The sequence below is a fragment of the Paenibacillus sp. FSL R5-0475 genome (assembly GCF_038004585.1).
Classification (GTDB): domain Bacteria; phylum Bacillota; class Bacilli; order Paenibacillales; family Paenibacillaceae; genus Paenibacillus_AQ.
Genome location: NZ_JBBORK010000001.1, coordinates 7,008,652 through 7,033,158 on the forward strand (window position 1 = coordinate 7,008,652; position 24,507 = coordinate 7,033,158).

General features: G+C 44.5%; 24 protein-coding genes. 16 read left to right on the top strand and 8 right to left on the bottom strand.

Translation table 11 applies throughout. The features are described 5' to 3' along the window. Complete coding sequence (locus MKX41_RS31595) at window positions 1–1,908, top strand: B12-binding domain-containing radical SAM protein (protein ID WP_340975135.1); 1,908 nt, start codon at window positions 1–3, stop codon at window positions 1,906–1,908. A gap of 315 nt (window positions 1,909–2,223) precedes the next feature. On the opposite strand, the gene MKX41_RS31600 is transcribed toward MKX41_RS31595, so the two are convergent. Genes MKX41_RS31600 through MKX41_RS31615 form a run of 4 tightly spaced genes read right to left on the bottom strand, consistent with a single transcriptional unit; the run spans window position 2,224 to window position 5,775 of the window. After that, window positions 2,224–3,174, bottom strand: coding sequence for an alpha/beta hydrolase (locus tag MKX41_RS31600; RefSeq protein ID WP_340974676.1), 951 nt, complete (start codon window positions 3,172–3,174; stop codon window positions 2,224–2,226). A 27-nt stretch (window positions 3,175–3,201) separates the two neighbouring features. Beyond that, entirely contained in the window at window positions 3,202–4,170 is a 969-nt protein-coding gene (locus tag MKX41_RS31605) for a type I phosphomannose isomerase catalytic subunit (protein WP_340974677.1), read from the bottom strand. A gap of 46 nt (window positions 4,171–4,216) precedes the next feature. Continuing rightward, window positions 4,217–4,819, bottom strand: a complete 603-nt coding sequence (locus tag MKX41_RS31610; RefSeq protein WP_340974679.1) for a class I SAM-dependent methyltransferase — start codon at window positions 4,817–4,819, stop codon at window positions 4,217–4,219. Next, window positions 4,819–5,775 carry a TIGR01212 family radical SAM protein gene (locus MKX41_RS31615; RefSeq protein WP_076286344.1) on the bottom strand — a complete coding sequence of 319 codons (957 nt, stop codon included), beginning with the start codon at window positions 5,773–5,775 and terminating at the stop codon, window positions 4,819–4,821. Before MKX41_RS31615 ends, MKX41_RS31610 begins: the two co-directional genes overlap by 1 nt. Window positions 5,776–6,098: 323 nt before the next feature. Between MKX41_RS31615 and MKX41_RS31620 the strand changes: the two genes are divergently transcribed. Continuing rightward, complete coding sequence (locus tag MKX41_RS31620) at window positions 6,099–6,284, top strand: hypothetical protein (protein ID WP_042125061.1); 186 nt, start codon at window positions 6,099–6,101, stop codon at window positions 6,282–6,284. Window positions 6,285–6,480: 196 nt separating this feature from the next. Further along, window positions 6,481–7,197, top strand: a complete 717-nt coding sequence (gene trmB / locus MKX41_RS31625) for a tRNA (guanosine(46)-N7)-methyltransferase TrmB (protein ID WP_036679523.1) — start codon at window positions 6,481–6,483, stop codon at window positions 7,195–7,197. Window positions 7,198–7,281: 84 nt separating this feature from the next. Here trmB and MKX41_RS31630 read toward each other — a convergent pair whose 3' ends face one another. Both MKX41_RS31630 and MKX41_RS31635 read right to left on the bottom strand, forming a co-directional pair. Beyond that, window positions 7,282–8,397: an MGDG synthase family glycosyltransferase gene (locus MKX41_RS31630; protein ID WP_081382712.1), complete on the bottom strand. Its 1,116-nt coding sequence runs from the start codon at window positions 8,395–8,397 to the stop codon at window positions 7,282–7,284. Between the two features lie 49 nt (window positions 8,398–8,446). Continuing rightward, window positions 8,447–8,974, bottom strand: a complete 528-nt coding sequence (locus tag MKX41_RS31635) for a phosphatase PAP2 family protein (RefSeq protein WP_042185706.1) — start codon at window positions 8,972–8,974, stop codon at window positions 8,447–8,449. 403 nt (window positions 8,975–9,377) lie between these two features. On the opposite strand from MKX41_RS31635, the gene MKX41_RS31640 reads away from it, so the two are divergent. From MKX41_RS31640 to rplT, 4 genes are all read left to right on the top strand, one after another. After that, window positions 9,378–10,616 (top strand): glycosyltransferase family 2 protein, encoded by a 1,239-nt coding sequence (locus MKX41_RS31640; protein ID WP_042185708.1) that lies wholly within the window; start codon window positions 9,378–9,380, stop codon window positions 10,614–10,616. A 279-nt stretch (window positions 10,617–10,895) separates the two neighbouring features. Continuing rightward, the gene (gene infC / locus MKX41_RS31645) at window positions 10,896–11,393 is read left to right on the top strand and encodes a translation initiation factor IF-3 (RefSeq protein ID WP_036679510.1); all 498 of its coding nucleotides are present in this window, start codon (window positions 10,896–10,898) and stop codon (window positions 11,391–11,393) included. A 60-nt stretch (window positions 11,394–11,453) separates the two neighbouring features. Beyond that, on the top strand, window positions 11,454–11,654 hold the full coding sequence (rpmI, locus tag MKX41_RS31650; protein ID WP_036679507.1) for a 50S ribosomal protein L35: 201 nt from the start codon (window positions 11,454–11,456) through the stop codon (window positions 11,652–11,654). 31 nt (window positions 11,655–11,685) lie between these two features. Beyond that, on the top strand, window positions 11,686–12,045 hold the full coding sequence (rplT, locus tag MKX41_RS31655) for a 50S ribosomal protein L20 (protein WP_042125073.1): 360 nt from the start codon (window positions 11,686–11,688) through the stop codon (window positions 12,043–12,045). Window positions 12,046–12,185: 140 nt separating this feature from the next. Here the strand turns inward: rplT and MKX41_RS31660 are convergent, their stop codons facing one another. Beyond that, window positions 12,186–12,728, bottom strand: a complete 543-nt coding sequence (locus MKX41_RS31660; RefSeq protein ID WP_042185711.1) for an acyl-CoA thioesterase — start codon at window positions 12,726–12,728, stop codon at window positions 12,186–12,188. A gap of 307 nt (window positions 12,729–13,035) precedes the next feature. On the opposite strand from MKX41_RS31660, the gene MKX41_RS31665 reads away from it, so the two are divergent. From MKX41_RS31665 to MKX41_RS31685, 5 genes are all read left to right on the top strand, one after another. Continuing rightward, entirely contained in the window at window positions 13,036–14,091 is a 1,056-nt protein-coding gene (locus tag MKX41_RS31665) for a BMP family lipoprotein (protein ID WP_042185713.1), read from the top strand. A 179-nt stretch (window positions 14,092–14,270) separates the two neighbouring features. Continuing rightward, on the top strand, window positions 14,271–15,809 hold the full coding sequence (locus MKX41_RS31670; protein ID WP_042125080.1) for an ABC transporter ATP-binding protein: 1,539 nt from the start codon (window positions 14,271–14,273) through the stop codon (window positions 15,807–15,809). Next, the gene (locus MKX41_RS31675) at window positions 15,802–16,875 is read left to right on the top strand and encodes an ABC transporter permease (protein ID WP_042125082.1); all 1,074 of its coding nucleotides are present in this window, start codon (window positions 15,802–15,804) and stop codon (window positions 16,873–16,875) included. The genes MKX41_RS31670 and MKX41_RS31675 overlap by 8 nt, the downstream gene beginning before the upstream one ends. Next, complete coding sequence (locus tag MKX41_RS31680; RefSeq protein WP_042125085.1) at window positions 16,876–17,832, top strand: ABC transporter permease; 957 nt, start codon at window positions 16,876–16,878, stop codon at window positions 17,830–17,832. A 200-nt stretch (window positions 17,833–18,032) separates the two neighbouring features. Then, window positions 18,033–18,386, top strand: a complete 354-nt coding sequence (locus MKX41_RS31685; protein ID WP_042125087.1) for a hypothetical protein — start codon at window positions 18,033–18,035, stop codon at window positions 18,384–18,386. Window positions 18,387–18,408: 22 nt separating this feature from the next. On the opposite strand, the gene MKX41_RS31690 is transcribed toward MKX41_RS31685, so the two are convergent. Next, the gene (locus MKX41_RS31690; RefSeq protein WP_042125089.1) at window positions 18,409–18,855 is read right to left on the bottom strand and encodes a GNAT family N-acetyltransferase; all 447 of its coding nucleotides are present in this window, start codon (window positions 18,853–18,855) and stop codon (window positions 18,409–18,411) included. A gap of 590 nt (window positions 18,856–19,445) precedes the next feature. Here MKX41_RS31690 and ilvB point away from each other — a divergent pair. The 4 genes from ilvB (at window position 19,446) to MKX41_RS31710 (ending at window position 24,489) form a co-directional block, all read left to right on the top strand. Next, window positions 19,446–21,188 (top strand): biosynthetic-type acetolactate synthase large subunit, encoded by a 1,743-nt coding sequence (gene ilvB / locus MKX41_RS31695; protein WP_340974685.1) that lies wholly within the window; start codon window positions 19,446–19,448, stop codon window positions 21,186–21,188. Next, window positions 21,185–21,673, top strand: coding sequence for an acetolactate synthase small subunit (gene ilvN / locus MKX41_RS31700; protein ID WP_340975138.1), 489 nt, complete (start codon window positions 21,185–21,187; stop codon window positions 21,671–21,673). The genes ilvB and ilvN overlap by 4 nt, the downstream gene beginning before the upstream one ends. Window positions 21,674–21,852: 179 nt before the next feature. Further along, window positions 21,853–22,845, top strand: a complete 993-nt coding sequence (gene ilvC, locus MKX41_RS31705; protein WP_036679485.1) for a ketol-acid reductoisomerase — start codon at window positions 21,853–21,855, stop codon at window positions 22,843–22,845. Window positions 22,846–22,947: 102 nt separating this feature from the next. Beyond that, window positions 22,948–24,489 (top strand): 2-isopropylmalate synthase, encoded by a 1,542-nt coding sequence (locus MKX41_RS31710; RefSeq protein ID WP_340974686.1) that lies wholly within the window; start codon window positions 22,948–22,950, stop codon window positions 24,487–24,489. Window positions 24,490–24,507 lie beyond the last annotated feature (18 nt).

A 24,507-nucleotide genomic window follows, 5' to 3' on the forward strand; every position in this document is an offset into this window, starting at 1 on the left:
TTGAAAATCGTTCTGACCACGCTAAACGCAAAATATATCCATACCTCACTGGCGATCCGTTTGCTTAAAGCCTACAGTGAGCACGAATTTAAAAATATTCATTTGGTGGAATACACCATTAAAGATCCCGTGATGAATATCGTGTCCGACTTGTTTCAGAAACGGCCAGATGTGATTGGCTTCTCCTGTTATATCTGGAATATCGAAGAGACGCTTAAGCTGATCGGAATTCTTAAGCAAGTGATGCCTGAGGTTACGATTGTTCTCGGAGGACCGGAAGTCTCTTATGAGCCGCTGCATTGGATGAAGAGAGAAGCTGGCATTGATTTCATCGTCAACGGAGATGGAGAAGAGACGTTCCATCATCTGCTGCAGGAGCTGAGAGACGACCGGAAATTTCATTTTGTGTACGGAGCTGCTTATCGTAAGGGAGAGGAGATCATTGTAAATCCACCTCGTCCCAAAAGCGATCTAAATACGCTGCCTACACCGCATCGTTTTCCAGAGGATATTCCAGATCTGAGCAAACGTATTGTTTATTTTGAGACAAGCCGTGGGTGCCCGTTTAACTGTCAATTTTGTTTATCCAGTATTGAGGTAGGCGTACGTTATTATGATATTGAACGAGTGAAGTCTGATTTACTCTACTTAATTGAAAATGGCGCCAAAATCATTAAATTCTTGGACCGCACCTTCAATATCAACCGCAACTATGCGATGGAAATGTTTCAATTCCTGATCGATAATCATCAAGGCTGTGTGTTCCAGTTTGAAATCACAGCAGATATCATGCGGCCAGAAGTTCTGGATTTCCTGTCGAATAATGCGCCTCCGGGCATCTTTAGATTTGAGATTGGTGTACAGTCTACAAATGATGAGACGAACGAGCTTGTTAAACGCCGCCAGAATTTCAAGAAGCTCTCTCGTACGGTAATGAAGATTAAGGAAAGTCGCAATATCGATCAGCATCTGGATTTGATCGCGGGGCTTCCAATGGAGGATTACACCACCTTCCGCAAAACCTTTAATGATGTATTCGTTATGGAGCCAGAAGAGCTGCAGCTTGGATTCCTCAAAATGCTTCGCGGGACGGGTCTGCGTGCACAGGCGGCAAAATATGAGTATACGTATATGGAACATGCCCCTTACGAAATTCTTAGCAGTCATATGATGACCTTCTCGGATATTATTCGTTTGAAGCGGCTTGAGGATGTGCTGGAGAAATACTGGAACAGCCACCGGATGGACCATACAGCCAAATACTTGATCCGTCACGTGTTTGATTCACCATTTGATTTCTTTCAGGAGTTCGGTGACTACTGGGAGGAGAGAGGCTGGCAAAAGATTGGGCATCAGCTAGAAGATCTCTTTACCCGTTTGCAGTCCTTCTTGATAGATCGTGGGACTCCATCTATGGATATTATTACTGGGCTAATGAAGCTTGATTATTTCCTAGGACACAAGTATAAGCCTCGCAAAATCTGGTGGGATTTCGTGCTGGATAAGTCGGATTGGTCGAGTTACTTGAGGGATATCGCTGCTAATCCGGGTCAAATCTCTGAGCAGTTGGCAGAAGCCGGACTCAGCGAAAGAGAGCTGCAAAAATATACGGTTCTTGAAGTGCTACCGTTCTCGCTTGAAGCGGTGCTTGAATCCATCAGCGGTCTACGGGCGGATGGGGGTTCAGAGGAAGAGGAAGCAGACAATGCTAACGACGGGGCTGTACCTTCTCCTGAGTCATTAATACAGGGAGTTACAGAAAGTAGTTTAGAAGAGTCTGTCCAAACTACAAGCTCTGCTGTAGCCGTAGCTGAATCACCTTCCGTTCGAGAAGGTCGTACACTGCTAATCGTAATGTATCAGCAGAACGAGAGCCAACGCGCTCAGTATTATACGCTGCCTTTGTAATAAGGCGATTGTGTTGGGAGGAAAGACCGTTCCTTTGGGGGCGGTCTTTTTTTGTTACATACGCAAACGTCTTCTGAATTCGCAAGCGCTGTGTTTCAGTTACGCCTAAAGTGGCGCAAGAGGTTGTATTGGTTTCGTTTGCGAACATTCTGCTGAAGCTGGTAAGTTTACGCTCCCCACGTTTTTTTGATTTTAGAAACTTTCTGCTCAAAGAAGGGGAGCGTCTACAACAAGTGCCAATGTTTATCTAATCAAAAATAAGGGGTGTCCCAACTAGCCATTTCACGGCTTTTGGGGCACCCCTGTTTTGTACTTTTAAGCTGTAGTCGTAACCTCAGAAGGGAGATGCTGTTCTAACCAGTTAAGCACATCGGCTGTAACTTGATCCCGGTTCACCTCATTAAGCATTTCATGCCTGCCACCTGGATAGAGCCGATACTCTACGTCCGATATCCCTCGTTTCTTGTACAGCTCCGCAAGACGAGGAATGCCTTGGCCGCTCATCCCTACAGGATCCTTATCCCCACCAAATATATAAATGGGCTTACTTGTACATAATGTTCTAAGTGATTCCTCGGAATGGATCTCCCTTAGGAGGTGGAAAAAACCACGGAAAAAGCGTGTTGTACAAATGGCTCCGCAGAATGGATCGGCAATGTACTTATCAACTTCCGCATCATCGCTGCTCAGCCAGTCATAAGCAGTTCTTACGGGAGAAAAAGCACGGTTGTAACTGCCGAATACTAAGCTGTTCAGTAGTACACTTCGGTGATGTTCACCCTTTAACTTGAGCTGTGCACTAGCCAGAGATTCTCCAAGGCGCAGCATACCGCGAGGACCATTTGTACCGCTTAGGATAAATCCTTCATAGATTTCGTTACCCTCTTCACACATCAGCTTTTGAGCCAGAAAGGAACCCATACTATGAGCGAATAGAAAGATGGGCTTACCTTCATGTTTGGAGAGTGCTTTGGCTGCTACCTGGAGCAGATTGCGCCGCATCCAATAGAATCCGTCCTCCCCAACATCGCCAAGCAGATCGACTTGACCAGCGGTTTTACCATGTCCCCGGTGGTCATTGACATATACTGCATAACCTACTCCGGTTAATGCTTCCGCAAAACGAGCATAGCGGACAGCTGTTTCACACATACCGTGAGAAATTTGCACGATTCCTCTAACTGGCACATCGGATTCAGGTAACCATTCATAGACATGGATATTTACACCTATGGGATCCGTTATGGTAAAGCTATTTTCCTTCATGGTCCATTCCTCCTAAAGGTTCTCGACTTATGGTAAATAAGAGCGAAGCACAGTAGAATGACCTTCGATAGCGTAACGGCCGAGACTGGAAGGAATCAGATAGCATTCTCCTGCAGCATAAGGTTGGGAGCCGCCATCCCAAGTAAGATGTCCGCTGCCTTCACAGATGACTAGAATAGTGAAGCTGTCTTCTGTAGTGGTGAGGTCCCATGAACCATTTACGAGTCCTTTTTCTACGATAAAATATGGCGAAGCGGCAAGTTGCAGCCACTCTCCAGGGACTGCGTTATCTGTCTTCATCGAAGTAGCCCCGGCGCCTTCATAAGCTGTAACATTAAGTGAATCTTCAATATGAAGCTCACGTGGTTTTCCGTCCAGGCCTGGACGGTCATAGTCATAAATGCGGTATGTAGTGTCGGAATTTTGCTGGATCTCTGCTACAACGACACCAGCACATAGCGCATGAACGGTTCCGGCTGGAATATAGAAGGAGTCTCCTGCAGAGACAGATACTTCTTGAAGGCTATCCATAACGGTGCCTTTCTCCAGTGCTTCGCGCAATGTTTCACGATCCACGCCTTCTTTAAGACCATAGATGATTTTGGCACCTGGCTTAGCGTCTAACACGTACCACATCTCTGTTTTACCCAGTTCACCTTGTGGTAATCCCTCATAATCATCTGTAGGGTGGACTTGAACGGAAAGATTGTCGTTGCAATCCAGCAATTTGATTAGTAGAGGAAATCTTCCACCCGTTTCTGAAATCCCTTTACTTCCGAACCATTCATGGCCGAACTGCTCACGAATTTGATCTAAGCCTTGACCGGCTAACTCTCCGTTTACCACCGAAGACGTTCCATTCGCGTGATCGGCGATCATCCAGCCTTCACCAATATGTCCTTCAGGTAGATCTAGGCCGAATTTCTCCAGCGCGCGGCCTCCCCAGACACGTTCTTTAAACTCCGGTTGAAATTTCAGAGGATATGGTTGAGTCATTGCTACATCTTCCTTCCCAAATATAAAATAGTTTGATGCTTACAGTTTAAGAGGGGATTCCTTTTTTCTTTTCGAGCGCAATCATATAAGGTGAATCCGTGCGCTGCAGCTGACGATAAACAATGCTTTGTGCTACCTTTTGGGAAACAGCTGCTGCCCAAGATTCAACGGCAGCGGCTTCTTTATCTCCGCCTGCATGGCCGGGATAAAGAACTGCCGTAATGATCCCACCTGGACGCAGTAACTGGAGAGAAGCTTCCAAGGCTGCAATGGAGCTGCCCGGCTGAGTAATGATCTTCTTGTCGGCATCTCCTGAAGGCAAGTAGCCTAGATTGAACATTACAGCTCCAACGGTGCCATGCCAGTTCGCTGGAACAGCTTCAGCCATTTCGGCGTGACTACGTTCCAGCAAGGTGACGGTGGCGAGCGAGGGAGCTTCCTCTCTTGCAAGCCGCAGGCGCTCTTCAGCCAGCCTCATTGCTGCAGCTTGAATGTCAAAGCCGTAGACTTCACCGCGAGCTCCGGTTGCTTTGGCTAGAAAAAGCGTATCAGCACCAGTACCTACTGTGGCATCAATCGCACGATCACCTAAAGTTAACCGCTCAGAGATTAATTTATGAGCAAAGCTTAAAACGGACATAAAGCCCATTAGCTCTTCCTCCAATACTTACCCTGCCAAGTATCACGAGCAACTAGCTCATCGTCAATGGCATTTAGCACTTCCCATTTCTTGAGGCTCCACATCGGTCCGATTAAGATATCCCGAGGAGCGTCTCCAGTCAAGCGATGTACAATCATTTCAGGGGGCAAAATTTCGAGTGAATCGGCAATGAGCTTCACATACTCGTCCTGTTCCATGAATCGTAGCAATCCAGCTTCGTATTGCTTCACCATGGGTGTTTTACGCATGAGATGCAGAAGGTGAATCTTAATTCCTTGCACATCCATGCGAGCCACAGCAGATACCGTTTCAAGCATCATTTCATGCGTCTCCTGTGGGAGACCGTGAATGATATGGGTGCAGACACGAATGCCATGACGCCGCAACTTCTCAACAGCATCTACATAACACTGGCTATCGTGAGCCCGGTTAATTAGCTCAGAGGTGGAGTCGTGTATAGTCTGGAGACCCATCTCTACCCACAGATACGTGCGCTCGTTTAGCTCGGCCAAATATTCGACAACATCATCCGGCAAACAGTCAGGCCGTGTAGCAATAGATAGTCCAACGACACCTGGCTGCTGTAAAATCACTTCGAAATATTCTCTAAGCTCTTCGACCGGAGCGTACGTATTCGTATAGGCCTGAAAATATCCAATGTATTTAGCGTTTGGCCATTTTAGATGCTGCTTGTCACGGATATTATTAAATTGGGTGACGAGATCATCTCGGCGACTTCCCGCAAAATCACCAGAACCTCTGGCACTGCAAAAAGTACAACCACCTTTAGCGATGGAGCCGTCACGGTTGGGACAGGTAAAGCCTGCATCAAGCATAACTTTGAATACCTTGGTGTTCAAATGTTCACGCATTTCGTAATTCCAGGTATGAAAACGTTTATCTCCCCAAAGCTGCGGAGGAGTAGTGTATTGAAGATTAGACACGAGGAGCTCCTTTCTGAAAATATAAACATAGATAAGTATCCTTATCCTTATATTTTTCTGAGACGGATGGCATCCTTTATAAAAGAACACACAGCCGTTTCTTATAATCCAATACATTGTATCAAAAAACAGAGCTCGGCGTAACATTCACTCCCGGTACTGGCATGAAAAATAGGCCGAAAGTAAGGCGCTTTCAACTTGAAAATGCTTACATAGTATGTTATATTCAGAGTGTGAAAAGCTGCTGTGGCTTAAAGAAATTCAGCCAGGAGTTCATAATTTCGTGTCGTCCGATCCATAATAATAACCGTGAGGTGATAGCAATGAATTCTCAAACGGTATATGCTGAGGGTAAAGATTCGATTGAAGTCCACTTAACGCCAGATGAAGCCCTTGCACTAACAGGTGTGGAATTTAACGGCAACCCTAAGATCAAGACAGATGCACAGCGTAAAATTCGCAGCGCATTCGAAAAAAAGACATTTGCCACCAGCTCAAACACAAAGTAGATCCTAATCTACCGGACAAGAATGAGCCTTAATTCCAAATATACACAACGAAGGAATTCCCCTGGATAGCTCATTTAAGAGCTGAGCCAGAGAATTCCTTTTTCTTTTTTACCTCAATCCCTTTACTTTTCGGGACAATTTCGGCACAATATTGCAAGTGACAGTTATCGTATAAGAGATAATCGGAGGAATACCTATGCGTTTACGCGGAAGAAAAGGAATACGTGAAAGTTTGGAAGAACAGACCGATCTAGTCATTCTTGACCCTCGGAGTTATAAAGGTGAGTGGTCCAAGCTGTTCGGGAATGATCATCCGATCCATGTGGAGTTCGGAATGGGCAAGGGACAGTTTATCAGCCAAATGAGCTTCAAATATCCCGATATTAATTTTATCGGCGTTGATATGTATGATGAGCTGATCCGCCGTGCTGGAGATAAGGCTAGAGCAGTATGGGAGCCGGCAGGTCATGAGACGCCGCCCAACCTGAAATTGGCACTCGCCAATATTGATTATGCAGAGGAAGTATTTGCTCCAGGAGAGCTGGAACGAATTTATCTTAACTTCAGTGATCCGTGGCCAAAGAGTAAGCATGCTCGTCGTCGTTTGACACACCCGCGTTTTCTTGACAAATATCGGGGGCTGCTAAGCGACTTAGGTGAAATTCATTTGAAAACAGATTCTCGAAGCCTATTTGAATTCTCATTAAATGCATTTGCGGACTTTGGTCTACAGATGAAAAATATCTCGTTAGACCTACATGCGGACGGCATCATAAATGAGGATCATATTATGACGGAATACGAGACGAAATTTGTCGGACGTGGCGTGAATATCCATCGTTGTGAGGCCATTGTAGGTGCGGAAGCGCTCAAGCAGTATCAAGCTACCCGTTTGGACAAATATCGGTTGTAGTTACAAAGCACTACTCCAAAAGATGTGCTTCAATAATAAAGCGGCAGCCTCCAAGTGGTTTGGAGGCTGCCGCTTTTAAATTAACTATTCCAATAATTCGATAATGCTCTGAGCACATTGCAATGGGTGGTAACGGGCGATTTCCTCAAGATGAAGTTTTCGCTTATTCTGCACATCCTCGTAGTTGTTTAATAGACGTTCCATCCACATTACGACTACGTCTAAAGACTCTATCGGCTCTCCGAAACCTGCTGCGGTAAAATAACGGCAATTCTCCTCCTCCTGCCCGGGCAGAGGGTTATAGAAAAGCATCGGTATTCCTTTAGCAAGCCCTTCACTGCAGGTCATTCCACCCGGCTTCGTGACGAGCAGATCGGACACCTCCATCAGCTTGTCAATCTCACGCGTAAAGCCGATCAAGGATATATTAGGATGATTATAACGTGAGTCTTCTTTCATTTCCTGAAGCAGCTCTTCATTCTTGCCGAGACAGAAAACAATCTGAATCTTTTCTCGCCATTCCGCCAGACAGGCATTTACAACCTGATCGTTCATGATCCCCCAGCCGCCGCCCATGACTAGTACCGTTGGCATATCCTTGAGATTGAATTGCTGTCGAATCTCCTGCTTTCCAGGATGCTGCCAAAAGTTAGGGTGTACGGGTATCCCTGTAACCTGAATTTTCGCAGAAGGAATGTTTCGCATACGCAATTTGGATTTAACCTCTGGTGTTGATACCAGATAACGGTCTACCTCTGGACTGATCCAACTGGCATGTGCGTCATAATCCGTTATAACAGTTACGAGTGGCATCTTTAGGGTAGGATCCACTCTCTTAAGACGAGATACTACAGCACCCGGAATGAAGTGTGTGCAGACAATAACGTCAGGTTTCAACTGCATAACAACATTTTTGGTATGCGTATAAAATATACGATGCAGGGCAAGCGTGGTAAGACGATTAAATGATTTCTGGTGACGGTAGACATACCCCATCAGCTTTGGCTGAGTCGTTACCGTCTTACGGTAAGCAGACAGAATAATGGGTGCCATTTTGGGATTAAGGAAATTCCCAAGTTCTAGCACCTTCGTTTGTAAATTAGGTGACAGTTGGCGCAGACTGCTCGACAGCGCATAAGCTGCTTGAGTATGTCCTGCTCCAAAGCCTTCTGAGAGTATTAAAATTCTTTTTTTTTGCAATTTTGATTCACCTATTCTCAAAGGTTTTCCCGGTTTAACCATATATACTTCAGATCCATAAGGCTATAGTGCCCGCTGCAACACTGGTTCCGATCACTAAGCCTGCAAAGACATCAGATGGATAATGTAATCCCAGATAAATGCGTGAAAACCCGACAATACAGGCCAGCGGCAGCAGAATAACGGTCAAGGCAGGAAATGCTACCATATATGGGACCGTTGAAGCAAAGATAGCTGTAGTATGACCAGAAGGAAAAGAATGATCCTTTAATGGATTACGAAATGTATTCGTATCCGGTAACGCCAGATAAGGCCGCATGCGTGGATACAGTTTTTTGGCGACAGCAACGGGCAAATGGCTAACAGCTAGAGCCGTCATTGCTTGCAGGCTAGCGGTTCTCCATGGCTGAGGAGCAAATGCCCATATCAGTATGTTGATAACAATTGTGCTTGTAGCTCCACCCAAATGAGTGAGATAGAAGAGCCAAAAGTTCAGAAAACGATTATGCATTCGTCCGTTGATCCACTTAAAAAGGTGCCGCTCCCAGAGATGTAGCTTCATGAATAAATGTCTCATATCTTGTCCCTCCGCCAGTCGGCTACCGATAACAGGTGCTTATGAGCAGTCCGTTCTTTAGCATTAGATCTGTCTTAATCATACTTTTTAAAGGTAGTCCATTTCAAGGAAAAGCTCAGTTTTGCTAGAAATTTGCTAGTTTTGACTTAGAGCCGCTAACGCCGTACAATGATTCAAGCGGACTAAACATGTTTAAAAGGGTAAGAGATAAATAAGGATCCAAATAAATGGAATCCATACAATTCTTTTAAACAACACATATAAAAATTGTGAAGTCTGCTTAGAATAAGAATACTCTTGGTCTATTGTTAAGGGATGCAACAAAAGGGTCAGAAGGAACGTCAAGCAAGCTAGAGAGAAAAAAAGAACACCGAGAGTGAAAAAAAGGGGGCATCAAAAGGTCATGACAGACGCACTGTTTGTTACGCTCCAAGTGATCTTGGCAGCAATCGCAGTATATCAGTTTACCTTTTCGTTATTTGGTCTGCACAAGAAAAAGACAAAGACAAAGTATAAGCCAGAAAAAACATTTGCAGTACTTGTTGCTGCACATAACGAGGAAGAAGTCGTCGGCGCGTTAATGGAAAACCTGAAGCAGCTTAACTATCCTTCAGAACTGTTTGACGTATTTGTAATTTGTGACAATTGTACAGATGGCACAGCTCGCATCGTTAGAGAGCACGGAATGAACGCTTGTGTCCGTACTAACCCGAATCTACGTGGTAAAGGTTATGCCATTGAATGGATGCTCAAGGAGCTTTGGGGCATGCAGCGTCAATATGACGCAGTTGTAATGTTTGATGCCGATAATCTGGCACATACTGAATTCCTAATGGAGATGAATAATGATCTTTGTTCAGGAGCACGTGTTATTCAAGGTTATATTGACACCAAGAATCCAGAAGATTCCTGGATTACTGCAGCGTATGGTGTGTCGTATTGGTATATTAACCGTTTGTGGCAACTTTCACGCCATAATTTGAATATGGCGAACTTCCTTGGCGGAACAGGAATGTGTTTCGAGACCAATCTCCTTAAAGAGATGGGCTGGGGAGCTACAAGCTTGGTTGAGGATCTGGAGTTTACGATGCGCAGTGCATCTCATGGTGTATATCCTAAGTTCAACTATGACGCAAAGGTATTTGATGAGAAGCCTCTAACTTTCAAGGCCTCTTCAAGACAGCGTCTGCGCTGGATGCAAGGACACTTTACTGTAGCTCGTCGTTATTTTTTTCCATTACTTTGGCAAAGTATTAAAGAACGTAGCCTAACGAAGTTTGACCTTGCGCTTTACGGAGCAAATGTGTACATTGTTTTGCTCACCTTCTTGATGACGGCGGTAATGTGGGTGGATATGGCCCTCTTTAACGGACCGAATATTGCTAATATTTACGGCAGCTTGCCAGTCTGGCTCGGTTTCCTTGCGATCGGTTTGAATCTGGTGACCTTTGGGATTGCGATGGCTTTGGAGAAGGTTAAATTCAAGAAGGTGTACGCTTATCTGGTGTTCTTCCCAATTTACCTGATCTCTTGGTATCCAATTACGTTCTATGCGTTCTTTACGCAGAACAACAAGCAATGGAGCCATACCAAGCATACGCGTGTCGTAAGACTTGAAGAAGTGCAAAGCAAGCAGGTATAAGATATTTAAGAATATTGAATAAAAGAATTGACACTCCGTTTGGAGTGGTGTATAGTATTCAAGTACGCAAATCATAGGGATTGCAAGAAGAAGCACCTGCTTCTCACCTGACTGGCATATTCGCCGGCTGGTTTTGATCTCAATGCTTTATGAATGTTAATGTTCATGAACGTTGATCAAACACGGGGTGTCGGGTGTTACCGGCACCCCTTTTTTATGGAGTAAGGCAGTATAGTTGTTAAAAAGATCCGGAGGTGGAGAGTTATCAGTAAGGAACATATGATCAATGATGAAATTCGGGCCAAAGAGGTACGGTTGGTTGGTGCGGAAGGTGAACAAATCGGAATTAAACCGATCCGCGAAGCGTTGCAAATGGCGATCGATCTTAATCTAGATTTAGTCAATGTAGCACCACAGGCTAAGCCGCCGGTATGCCGCATCATGGATTACGGCAAGTTCCGTTATGAAACGCAGAAGAAAGAGAAGGAAGCCCGTAAGAACCAGAAGGTCGTTGATATCAAGGAAGTCTGGTTCCGTGCTAACATTGAGGAACATGATTATCAAACCAAGTTCCGCAATGTGATCAAGTTCTTGGGTGAAGGCGATAAAGTAAAGTGCTCCGTTCGTTTCCGCGGACGTGAGATTACACATGCGAATATCGGCCAGAAAATCCTCGAGCGTGTTAAGAACGAAGTGGCTGATATATCTGTTGTTGAGCGCCAGCCTAAGCTGGAAGGTCGCAGCATGATTATGATCTTGGCTCCTAAAGCCCAATAAATCTGGAGTCACTTGCTTACATGCAATTTGGCGCCGCATAATATTCAAGGAGGAAACACCATGCCTAAGATGAAAACACATAGCAGCCTGAAAGGCCGCTTCAAAATTACCGGAACTGGTAAAGTAACACGTTACAAAGCTCACAAAAACCACTTGCTGTCCCACAAATCTAAACGCGCTAAGCGCGTTCTGAACGGTAATCCAGTAATGGCCCCTGGGGATGTAAGACGTTTGAAACAAGGATTGGCTAACTTGAAATAGTTTATCACACATTTTTGGGAGGTTTATTAATATGGCAAGAGTTAAGGGCGGATTTGTAGTTCGTCGTAGACATAAAAAAGTATTGAAATTGGCAAAAGGTTATTTCGGTTCTAAACACCGCATTTTTAAAACAGCTAAAGAACAAGTAATGAAATCGATGGTTTACGCTTACCGCGACCGTCGTCAAACTAAACGTAACTTCCGCAGACTGTGGATCGTTCGTATTAATGCAGCAGCTCGTTTGAACGGTCTTTCTTACAGCAAGCTTGTATACGGCCTGAAATTGGCTGGTGTAGAAGTTAACCGTAAGATGCTGGCTGATCTGGCTGTAAATGATCTTAACGCATTCAACTCCTTGGCTGGTATTGCCAAAGAGAAAATCAACGCGTAAGTGTTGTAATATAATCGAAAAGCACCGCCTGCGTGTTGCCCATGCAGCGGTGCTTTTTTGTGTGGTATGAAGTATATAGAATGAGGAAATGATTTCTCTGCCGTAAAAAAACGAGAAAAAAAACTCTGCATTAAGCAGAGTTATTCCCAGTACTTCACAGTATTGAGCTCGGCAGCGAGCTTTTTACTGATGGTTCTTCTTACTTTACGTAGCTCAGAACGTTCATTAGCTGATTCGCTGATCAGTTTCTCTTCATCGGTCTCTGGGATTATGGCAGGAACTGGAGTGGGAGTGCCATCCTCCCCAACTGCAACAAAGGTAAGGAATGAAGTGGCAGCGACGGCGCGCTCACCCGTATATAAGTTTTCTGAAATGATCTTTACAAATACCTCTATGCTTGTACGTCCGGTCCAAGAAACGAAGGATTCGAAACATACGGAGTCTGTAGGTCGGATGGGCCTCAAGAAGTCAACAGAGTCTGTAGAGGCTGTAACGACATTAGCACGGCAATGGCGCATAGCTGAGATGGAGGCTACTTCATCAATGCCGCTCATAAGCTTACCGCCAAACAATGTTTTGTGATTATTAACATCATTAGGGAAAACGCGTCCGGTTTTGAAGACACGGGATTCACGGCAATATTTAAAAGCCGGCATCGTTTGTGGATTTTTTTCATCGGTCATATCTGATAACTTCCTTTCAGTGCAAATACTAAGCAATCATAATAATAGAAAACACATAAGTGTGCAATAATATTTGTAATGTGTTGGAATACTATACAAAGTAAAATAAGGTTTTCTAACATCATTCAAACATGATGATAACATGTCGTGTCATGGAAAGCGGTTACTTACGAAAAAGTACAAATATTTATTGACCTGAGGTCATTTATGGACTGGATTTTAGATTTTATTGCAGTTATAATTTGATCTATGGAATGTCCAAGTAGAACACAGATGACATCCAATATTTTAAGGGGGATCACATTCAATGAAAAAAGTTTTCAAGCTATCTCTTGTAATGTTGCTGGCATTCACAGTAGTATTGGCTGGTTGCGGAAACAACAACGCTAAAAATGCTGCAAATGGCGAGACTAATGCAGGAACAAATGGCGGAACAAATGCCGCAAAATCTGATTTCAAATTTGGTATGGTTACTGACATCGGAGGCGTAAACGATAAATCGTTTAACCAATCCGCATGGGAAGCATTACAAGCTCTTGAAAAAGAAACAGGTTCTTCCGTTAAATATTTGCAAAGTAAATCAAACGCTGACTATGAGCCAAACCTTAACCAATTCGTTAAAGATGGCTACAACTTGACTTGGGGTATTGGTTTTGATCTTGGCGACGCAATTAAAAAGGTTGCTGGTGAGAACGCAAATGCTAACTTGGCAATTATTGATAGCGTTGTAGATGCTCCTAACGTAGCATCCGTTACTTTCTCTGAGAACGAAGGTTCCTTCTTGGTTGGTGTGGTTGCTGGTTTGACTACAAAAACTAACAAGGTAGCTTTTATCGGCGGTATGGAAAGCCCAGTAATCAAACGTTTTGAAGTAGGCTTTAAAGCTGGTGTATTAGCAGTTAAGCCTGACGCTAAAGTTACAATTACTTATGCAGGTGCATATGACAAACCAGATACTGGTAAATCTCTTGCCGCTACATTATATAACGATGGTAATGACATCATCTTCCCTGCTGCTGGTGCAACAGGAAATGGCGTATTTAACGAAGCTAAATCCCGTAACAAAGCTGGCGGTGCAAAAGTTTGGGTTATCGGTGTAGACAAAGACCAATCCATTGAATTTGGTACGGACGTAACTTTGACTTCCATGATCAAACGCGTTGACGAAGCTGTGAAGAAGGTTTCCAAAGAAGTAATCGATGGTACTTTCAAAGGTGGTACTACAACTGTTCTTGGTTTGAAAGACAATGGTGTAGGTATCTCTGATACATCTAAAGTTAACGTTTCTGAAGAGATCTTGGCTAAAGTTGAAGATTACAAAAAACAAATCATTGATGGAACAATTACAGTTCCTACCGAGTAAGATCTCCCTTTTATTTGTCGGATTACAATAAGCAACAAAGAATAAGGCCGGTTATGTGCTGGCCTTATTCCTTGTTAAAGCACTGGTTATGATAAGTTGGACACAGTTATACCGTCTTGAAAAGGGCGGTACATCCGTGTCTGCATGGTAGTTATATATTCTGTGATGAGGGTGATTCCATGAGTGCTGCGGCTCCTGTCGTAGAGTTGAAGCAAATCACAAAACGATTTCCTGGTATTGTTGCTAACGATTCCATTAGCTTGACCTTAAAAAAGGGTGAGATTCTTGCATTGCTCGGTGAGAATGGTGCAGGTAAATCAACCCTAATGAATATCGTGTTTGGATTGTATCAACCGGACGAAGGTAGTATTGAAATCGACGGGAAACCGGTTATAATTGATAATCCCAATAAAGCGATTGAGCTTGGTATTGGTATGGTGCATCAGCATTTCAAGCTCGTGGAACCTTTTACGGTTACCGAGAATATTGTTCTTGGGATGGAGCCGAAGAAAGGTCTTAAAATTGACTATAAATCCGCTGCGGAACAGGTTCGGAAGCTATCGGAGCAATATGGCCTGCAAGTGAATCCAAATGCCGTTATTCATGACATTTCTGTAGGTATGCAGCAAAGGGTAGAAATTATGAAGACCCTGTACCGCGGAGCGGATATTCTCATATTTGATGAGCCGACTGCAGTACTTACGCCTCAAGAAATTACGGAATTGATGGCGATTATGAAGCGGCTTGTTGCAGAGGGAAAATCTATTATCCTGATTACGCATAAGCTTAAAGAAATTATGCAAATATCTGATCGGGTCACCATTATTAGACGCGGAAAAGTAATCGATACCGTAAATACCGCAGAGACTAATCCGAATGAACTAGCTGAGAAGATGGTTGGACGTGGCGTAACCTTCAAGGTAGATAAGAAGGCTCCTGAGGTTGGCAAAACTGTACTCGAGCTGAAGGATGTGAACAGCAAGAGTAAAGATGGTGTCTCAGTGCTGGACGGCCTTAGCTTTGATGTGAAAGCCGGAGAAATTCTCGGAATAGCTGGTGTAGATGGCAATGGACAGAGTGAACTGATTCAGGCCATTACAGGTCTGCGTAAAATTGATTCTGGTTCTATTCAGGTGTCCGGGAACGAAATAGCTAATTTATCCCCGCGTAAGATTACGGAGATGAATGTGTCTCATATTCCAGAGGACCGTCATAAGCATGGTTTGGTGCTTGATTTCTCAGTAAGTGAGAACATGGTTCTGGAAACTTACTATAAGAGTCCATATAACAAAAATGGCTTTATGCAAAATGATGTCATTGATAAATATGCTGAAGGTCTTGTGGAGCAATTTGATGTGCGTACACCTTCAATTCAGACCAAAGCACGTTCTCTATCCGGCGGAAATCAACAGAAAGCGATTATTGCTCGGGAAATAGATAAAGATCCGACATTACTTATTGCAGCACAACCAACACGCGGTCTAGATGTTGGGGCTATCGAGTTTGTTCAAAAGCAGCTTATCGCACAGCGTGACCAAGGAAAAGCTGTATTACTCATTTCGTTTGAATTGGACGAGATTATGAATGTATCAGACAGAATTGCTGTTATCTATGAAGGCAAAATTGTCGGTGAAGTGTTCCCGCAGGATACGAATGACCAGGAACTGGGTCTTATGATGGCAGGCAGCTTGAAGCGGGGAGGTAAGGCAGTTGAATAAGTTCAAAAAAATCTTCACAACTGACAGCTATATCGTTCCTCTTGTCGCCATCGTACTTGGTTTTCTTGTGGGAGCAATAGTTATGCTTATGGGTGGTTATGATCCGATAACTGCTTACTCCGCACTGTTCTCACGTGTATTTGGTAACTTGTACAACTTTGGTGAAGCCGTGCGCGAAATGACGCCATTAATGCTCACTGGTTTAGCCGTAGCCTTTGCATTCCGTTCAGGGATGTTTAATATCGGGGCAGACGGACAAGTGATGATTGGTATGACAGCTGCGACCGTGGTGGGCATTAAATTTGCAGCCTTGCCAGGATTCATATTGGTTCCGCTTGCTGTTATTATAGCAGGGTTATGTGGAGGTCTGTGGGCTGGTATCGCCGGCTACTTGAAGGCCAAACGTGGGATTAATGAAGTTATTACCACGATCATGTTAAACTGGGTTGCTCTGTACTTGTCGAATTATATTGTAAGAGCATTTCTTTTACTCCCGGGACAGAATCGTTCCGAGGATATTCCAGCTTCACTTTCTATGACGTTCTTGAATTCGTTATTTGACAATGCACGTCTGCACTGGGGAACAGCTATTGCCCTTGCTGCAGCAGTATTCTTCTATGTCTACTTATGGAAGACTAAGCAAGGATATGAAATGCGTGCTGTTGGTTACAATCCTCATGCTGCCGAGTACGCAGGTATGAATGTTGGCCGTAACGTTGTAAAAGCAATGTTCATAAGTGGAGTATTTGCAGGGTTGGCCGGAGCAGGGGAGGTACTGGGTGTATTCCATTATCAATCTGTGTTCGCGGCATCACCAGGATATGGTTTTGATGGTATCGCAGTGGCTCTACTTGGTTTAACACATCCACTTGGTGTTGTTCTTGCTGCGATTCTCTATGGTACGTTGACTTATGGTTCTGCAGGAATGAGTTTTGCTGCAGATGTTCCTCCAGAGCTTATTCGTATCGTTATAGGTTCAATCATATTCTTTATTGCGGCACAAGGGATTGTGCGCTGGGTGCTTAAGCCCTTTTACTTCAAGCGCAAGAAAGAGAAGGTGTTATAGATGGATCTGCAGACGTTAGGTCAACTGCTTAATACAACGCTTGTTTTTTCCACAGCGCTTATTTTTGCCTCACTTGGCGGCATCTTCTCTGAACGCTCCGGTGTCGTAAATATTGGACTTGAAGGTTTGATGATGTTTGGTGCTTTTGCCGCAGCAGTGGGCGGTTATTATGCTCAAGATGCTGGGATGGGTGAATGGGCTCCTTGGATTGGCGTACTATGTGCTATGGCCGTCGGGGTAATTGGTTCACTAATTCATGCAGTTGCAGCTATTACCTTTAAATCGGATCAGACGATCAGTGGTACGGTTATTAACTTTTTAGCCGCAGGCAGTACGCTCTACATGGTAAAGCTGCTGTTTGATGGATCTGCTGAAACTCCACTAATCGATGGGTTTAACAAGGTTTCAATTCCTGGACTCTCCAAAATCCCAGTGATCGGTGAAGGGATATTTAATTCCTATCCGACCACTTATCTGGCCATTGTGCTGGTTATTGTTATTTATTTCGTTTTGTTTAAAACGCCATTTGGACTGCGTTTACGCGCAGTAGGTGAACATCCTAGTGCTGCAGACACCTTAGGGGTCAAGGTGAAGCGGATGAGATATATCGGCGTAATGCTGAGTGGATTGCTGGCTGGTATCGGTGGTGCTACAATCACTCTAACTACAACCGGAACCTTTGGGCATAATACGATTTCAGGTCAAGGTTTTATCGCTATTGCAGCGATGATCTTTGGTAAGTGGAATCCGCTTGGTGCCTTTGGCGCTGCTGTATTCTTCGGATTCTCTCAAGCGATCCGTAACTACGTACAATTGTTTGAATGGTCAAAGGACATACCACAAGAGTTCATCTTTATGATTCCTTACGTATTAACGATCATTGTATTGGTAGGTGCTGTAGGTCGTTCCGCTGCTCCTAAGGCATTAGGTCAGCCTTACGATCCTGGTAAACGCTAGATCTTTTCGATTTTTTGCTTATATCATTATCAAGCCGTATTTCCGGACTTTTCCGGAGATACGGCTTTTTTTGTTAGGATCGATATGGATAAACATTAAGAGGTAAGGGCAAGTGTACAGGCGAAGGTACTTTTGTGCGAATAAACTGTTTTGAAGATGGTGGGAATCAGAGGCATGCAAAACTTTTTGGAGGGGATATTATGACTAAGCCAGTTACGAAAAAGCAGGTTATGAGGCTCATAGGTAAACAGATCATCGCTGTGAAAAAAGATGGCACACAGGTTACAGGAAAGCTGCTTCGTGTATCAGGAAATCGTCTTATTTTACAACGTGTAAGTGGTAAAAAAGTACAAACTAAAGCAATCATTCCATTAGTGTTGTTTGATTTGCTCGCCATTGGTACTGCCCCTTATGCTTATGGTGGAGGTTATGGCGGTGGCTATGGAGGAGGCTATGGTGGAGCTACACCTTATGGTGGCGGTTACGGATATGGAACTCCTTATGGAGGTTATGGGTACGGAGGCACACCATATTCACCTTTTGGATTCTTTTGAGTTCCGATAAGTGCTGCTTTGGCTAGGAGAATCGTTTCTCAAGCTCGTAACAAAAACTTAGCGATTGATAACGGGCTACGCTGTAGCCCAATTTTCGATAAAAGGCTAGCGCTGCTGCATTCCCTAGATCGACAGATACCTTAGAACGATGACAACCGCGAGAAAGTGCAAATCTTTCTGCCCGATCCATAAGCATATTTCCCAAGTGTTTTCGCCGAGCATCTGGTGCAATGGCTAGCATATCGATGTAGAGTAAATCACCATGCAGCAAGAAATGGACAAACCCGTTTGGATCGCTTTCATAGTCGGGACAGGTGACAAGTGTGATTCCGTGTCCTAGACGACGGGGTAAATCCTTTTTGATTTTAGTGATTTCAGTTTGCGGCAGATGAGATAATGGAACGAGCTGTCGCTCGATTAAATCAAAAATAACAACGTCATCCTGCTTCGGTCGACGATAACGAATCATAGAGCGTCCCCTTTCCACGCATTGTCGTACATCATATGTTGGGAGAGGGGCAGGCGTTCCGAGAGGGTAGAAGCAGGAGTTGTGACGATTTTAAAAATAAGGGTATTGACTATCCGTGATAGGAATCATATAATGTGTCTAAACATTTTAACGAACATACATGTATCGGCAATGATGAGGACGAAGTTTTAAGGGCTCTTTTGCTCAGAGAGTGTGAGGATTTGCTGCAACCTCCACCGAAATCCCTTATATACGAGCTCACCTCGGAGCTGTTTCCCTGAAAGGTCCACTGGCTAGAGTGGTGGAATTATTAGGGGGAATCGTTTAGTCCGCGTTACGGACTTCAGGTTACAGAGATTAGGGCCCTTGCCTACATCGATGGATTTTTGTATACCTGATAAGGCGTTGCATCGCGAGATGTAATGCAAACATGGGTGGTACCACGGAAGATCAACCTTTCGTCCCTCACGCGCTAATACTGTGCGTGGGAGGCGGAAGGTTTTTTTGTTTTATAAATAACTATTTGCTGATGTATAGAGGACGGTCCGTCATTTGCATAATGAATGTTAAATATCGGAGGAGGAATACTGATGAGCGCGCAAATACCGGAATTACGGTCTACAGAGCAGCTAAAAGAAAAATGGATGGAGCCGGAAGTTATTACCGGTTCGGAAATACTACTCCGCAGCCTTGTATTGGAGGGTGTAGACACAGTATTCGGATATCCAGGTGGAGCTGTATTGTACATTTATGATGCATTGTACGGTTTTACGGATTTCAATCACGTGTTAACACGTCATGAGCAAGGAGCGATTCATGCAGCTGACGGTTACGCTAGAGCAAGTGGCAAACCAGGGGTGTGTATCGCAACCTCGGGTCCTGGCGCAACAAACCTTGTAACAGGTATTGCTACAGCATATATGGACTCCACTCCATTGGTCGTAATCACAGGTAACGTTTTCTCAAGCCTGATCGGTACAGATGCTTTCCAGGAAGCAGACATTACTGGAATCACGATGCCAATCACTAAGCACAGCTACTTTGTAAGAGATGTTGAGGATCTCCCTCGCGTAATACATGAAGCTTTCCATGTGGCGAATACCGGTCGTAAAGGTCCAGTATTGATCGATATACCGAAAGATGTGTCGGCAGCAAAGACGTTGTTCACACCAGTGAAGACCGTAAATCTTCGTGGCTACAACCCTTGTACAGTTCCAAACAAACTGCAGCTTGATAAACTGGTTCGTGCGATTGAGGTTGCTGAACGTCCGATTATCATTGCAGGTGGTGGAGTTATCTACTCTGGAGCACATGAGGCTATGTTCGAATTCGTGAAACGGACAGAGATTCCAATAACTACAACCTTGCTGGGACTTGGAGCCTTCCCAAGTGCTGAAGAGCTTTGGATGGGAATGCCAGGTATGCATGGCACATATACCGCAAACAATGCGATTCAGCAATGTGATTTGCTCATTAATATCGGTGCCCGCTTCGATGACCGTGTTACGGGTAGGCTGGACGGCTTCGCGCCAAAAGCCAAGATCGTGCATATCGATATCGATCCTGCAGAAATCGGAAAAAATGTATCGCCTGATATTCCGATCGTTGGAGATGTAAAAACTGTACTGGAAATGCTGATTCCTGAAGTTGGCCGTGCATCTAAGGCTGATGCTTGGAGAACGCATATCGCGCAGTCGAAGCTTGATCAGCCACTTCGGTATAAAGATTCGGAGACAGAGCTTAAACCACAATGGGTTATTGAAATGATTACTGACACCACTAATGGTGAAGCGATTGTTACTACGGACGTTGGCCAGCATCAGATGTGGGCAGCACAATATTACAAGTTCAATCATCCGCGTTCATGGATTACTTCAGGTGGTCTTGGAACGATGGGCTTCGGATTCCCATCAGCTATCGGTGCGCAAATGGCACATCCTGAACGGTTGGTAGTATCGATTAACGGGGATGGCGGTATGCAAATGTGTTCCCAAGAGCTGGCGATTTGTGCGATTAACAATATACCTGTCAAAATCGTTGTTATTAATAATCAAGTGCTTGGAATGGTTCGCCAATGGCAGAATCTTATCTATGACAAACGTTATAGCTATACAGACCTTGCAGGTAGTCCGGATTTCGTTAAGCTGGCTGAGGCCTATGGTGTAAAAGGTCTACGGGCGACGAATAAGGAAGAAGCACGTGATGCATGGCAGAAAGCTCTGGAAACACCGGGTCCAGTATTGGTAGAATTCGTTGTTCCAAAAGACGAGAATGTCTACCCGATGGTAACTCAAGGTTCAACCATCGATCATATGCTGATGGGGGATGAATAACAGTGACAAGACATACGATTTCTGTACTTGTAAATGACCAGCCAGGTGTGCTTCAGCGGGTGTCAGGCTTGTTCGGTCGCCGTGGATTTAATATTGAGAGTATTACAGTCGGCCAGTCCGAAGAGGTTGGATTATCCCGGATGGTTATCGTTACTCTTGGCGACCAGCATACCCTTGAACAAATCGAGAAGCAGCTCTATAAGCTAATTGATGTTATCAAAGTTGTTGATCTTGGAGCTAAGCCAATGGTTGCACGCGAGCTGGCTCTGATTAAAGTGAATGCTGATCCAAGTGAGCGTCCGGAAATTTTGGGTGTAGTTGAGACTTTCCGTGCTTCAGTTGTCGATATCGGCAGCACCACTATACTGGTGCAGGTAGTTGGGGAGACACAGAAGATTGACGCGATGATCGAGCTATTGAAGGCTTATGGAATCAGAGAGCTGTCTCGCACAGGTGTTACGGCTATGGTACGTGGCAACTCTTAAATAGTTTATTTTGCGACTTTAACGGATTACTGCTTGATTGCATTAATCTGATATGATATGAATGACATTCCCGCTAAAGAGCGGGAGCTTGAGGAGCAGCTTGATCTAATCGACGAATCCAGTTCTCTTGAAGCACCCGCTCTTTATGATGGGTCTCAAATTAAAGGAGGATATTGACAATGGCAGTTACAACGTACTATGAACAGGATGCAGAACTTAGTGTATTAAAAGGAAAGACAATTGCGGTAATCGGGTACGGTAGCCAAGGACATGCCCAAGCACAAAACCTACGTGACAGTGGTCTTCAAGTTGTCATCGGTCTTCGTGAAGGTAAATCTTTTGAAACTGCGAAAAATGACGGTTTTGAAGTATTGCCAGTAGCTGAAGCAGTATCCCGTGCAGATGTTGTGCAAATCTTAATGCCAGATGAAACTCAAGCATCCGTATATAAAAATGAAGTGGAACCAAACCTCAAAAAAGGCGCAGCTTTGATGTTCTCCCACGGCTTTAACGTACACTTCGGACAAATCGTTGCTCCTAAAGATGCGGACGTGCTGCTCGTAGCACCAAAATCTCCAGGTCACATGGTTCGTCGTACTTATGTTGAAGGCTTCGGCGTTCCTGGCTTGATTGCTATCGAACAAGATGCAACAGGTAAAGCGAAAGAAATTGGTCTTGCTTATGCAAAAGGTATTGGTTGTACACGTGCAGGAGTTATCGAAACTTCTTTCCGTGAAGAAACCGAAACCGACTTGTTCGGCGAACAAGCAGTACTTTGTGGTGGTGTATCCGCACTGATCAAAGCTGGATTCGAAACTTTGACAGAAGCAGGCTATGCTCCTGAAATGGCTTACTTCGAATGTCTGCACGAATTGAAACTGATCGTTGACATGGTATACGAAGGCGGATTGTCCAGCATGCGCGATTCCATCAGTAACACTGCGGAGTACGGTGACTATGTAACTGGACCACGCATTGTAACTGAAGATACTAAAAAAGCTATGAAAGCTGTTCTGACAGATATTCAAGAAGGTAAATTCGCTCGTGACTTTATCCTTGAGAACCAATCCGGACGTGCTTTCCTTACCGCTACACGCCGCAACGAAGCTGCTCACCCAGTAGAAGTTGTAGGTAGCCAATTGCGTGAAATGATGCACTGGATTAAGAAATAATCATAATCATACTTATGATTAAATAGTATTACCTTCAAATGCGGCCGTGACTTTGCGAGCCGCATTTGAGAGTTTCAGCACAATTTTTGGGAGGTGCTTAGCATGCGGAAAATTTATGTGTTCGATACGACACTACGAGATGGAGAGCAGTCACCAGGTGTGAACCTCAACACGCGTGAGAAAGTGGAGATCGCTTACCAGTTAGAGAAGCTGGGAATTGATCGCATGGAAGCGGGTTTTCCTGCAGCTTCTCCAGGTGATCTAGCTTCTGTTAATGCGGTGGCAAGAGCTGTGAAGAACGTCACGGTAATCGGCCTTTCTCGTTCTAGAGAGACAGATATTGATGCTGTAAAAGAAGCACTACAGGGAGCGCAGGACCCTTGTATTCATATTTTTCTGGCTACATCTCCTATTCACCGCCAGCATAAGCTACGGATGGATAAGGCTCAGGTGCTGGAAACTGCACAGTCTGCTATCCGATACGCTAAAAAATATTTCCCTAAGCTCGAGTTTTCATTAGAAGACGCGGGACGTACGGAGTATGATTTCATGGCTGAAATGGTCGGCATGGCTATCCGGGAAGGCGCTAATGTTGTTAATATCCCGGATACTGTAGGTTATTTGAATCCTTCGGAGTACGGAGCTATCTTTAAATATCTAAAAGAGAATGTGCCTGATATTGAACGCGTACAGCTTAGTGCCCATTGTCATAACGATCTTGGTATGGCTACAGCAAATACGCTGGCTGCGATTCAGAATGGTGCAGATCAGATCGAAGGAACGATCAACGGTATCGGTGAACGTGCCGGGAACACAGCGATTGAGGAAGTTGCGCTAGCGCTTGAGACACGGGCTGAATTTTTTGGCGCAAAAACATCGCTTACGTTATCCGAGATCTCTCGCACAAGCCGTCTGGTCAGCAAGCTGACAGGTATGGTGGTTCCAGGGAATAAAGCGATTGTAGGAGCTAACGCATTTGCTCATGAATCGGGTATTCACCAGGACGGGATGCTGAAAGAGAAAACTACCTACGAGATCATGACACCGGAGACTATTGGACTCAAAGAGAGCAAGCTGGTACTCGGCAAACACTCTGGACGTCACGCTTTCCGCGATAAGTTGAGTGATCTTGGGTATGATTTGTCCGAAGAAGAGCTGAACACCGCTTTTTCTAGATTTAAGGATTTGGCAGATAAGAAAAAAGAAGTATCAGATGAAGACATTTTGGCTTTGATTGAAGAGAAATTAATTGATACGCCAGAAGTCTTTAAGCTGCAAACGATGTTCGTTACTTATGGTAATGAAGCTGTTCCAACCGCCAAGGTTATTATTGCGGGTCCGGAAGATCAGCCGATTGTAGCTGAGGCCGAAGGTAATGGTTCAGTAGATGCCATCTACAATGCTATTGATAAAGCCACGAATGAGGAAGTTACCCTTGGAGATTATTCGATTAAATCGGTCTCCCGTGGTAAAGATGCGCAGGGTGAGGTTCATGTGGTGCTTTCGCAGGGAGAAGTAGCTGCACAAGGCCGTGGACTTAGCACCGATATTCTAGAAGCAAGTGCCCGCGCTTATATTGATGCGCTGAACAAGCTTCTGGAGAAGCGTAAGACTTACACCAAACGTGATCACGCAAGTATATAAGTGAAATTATATTGTGCA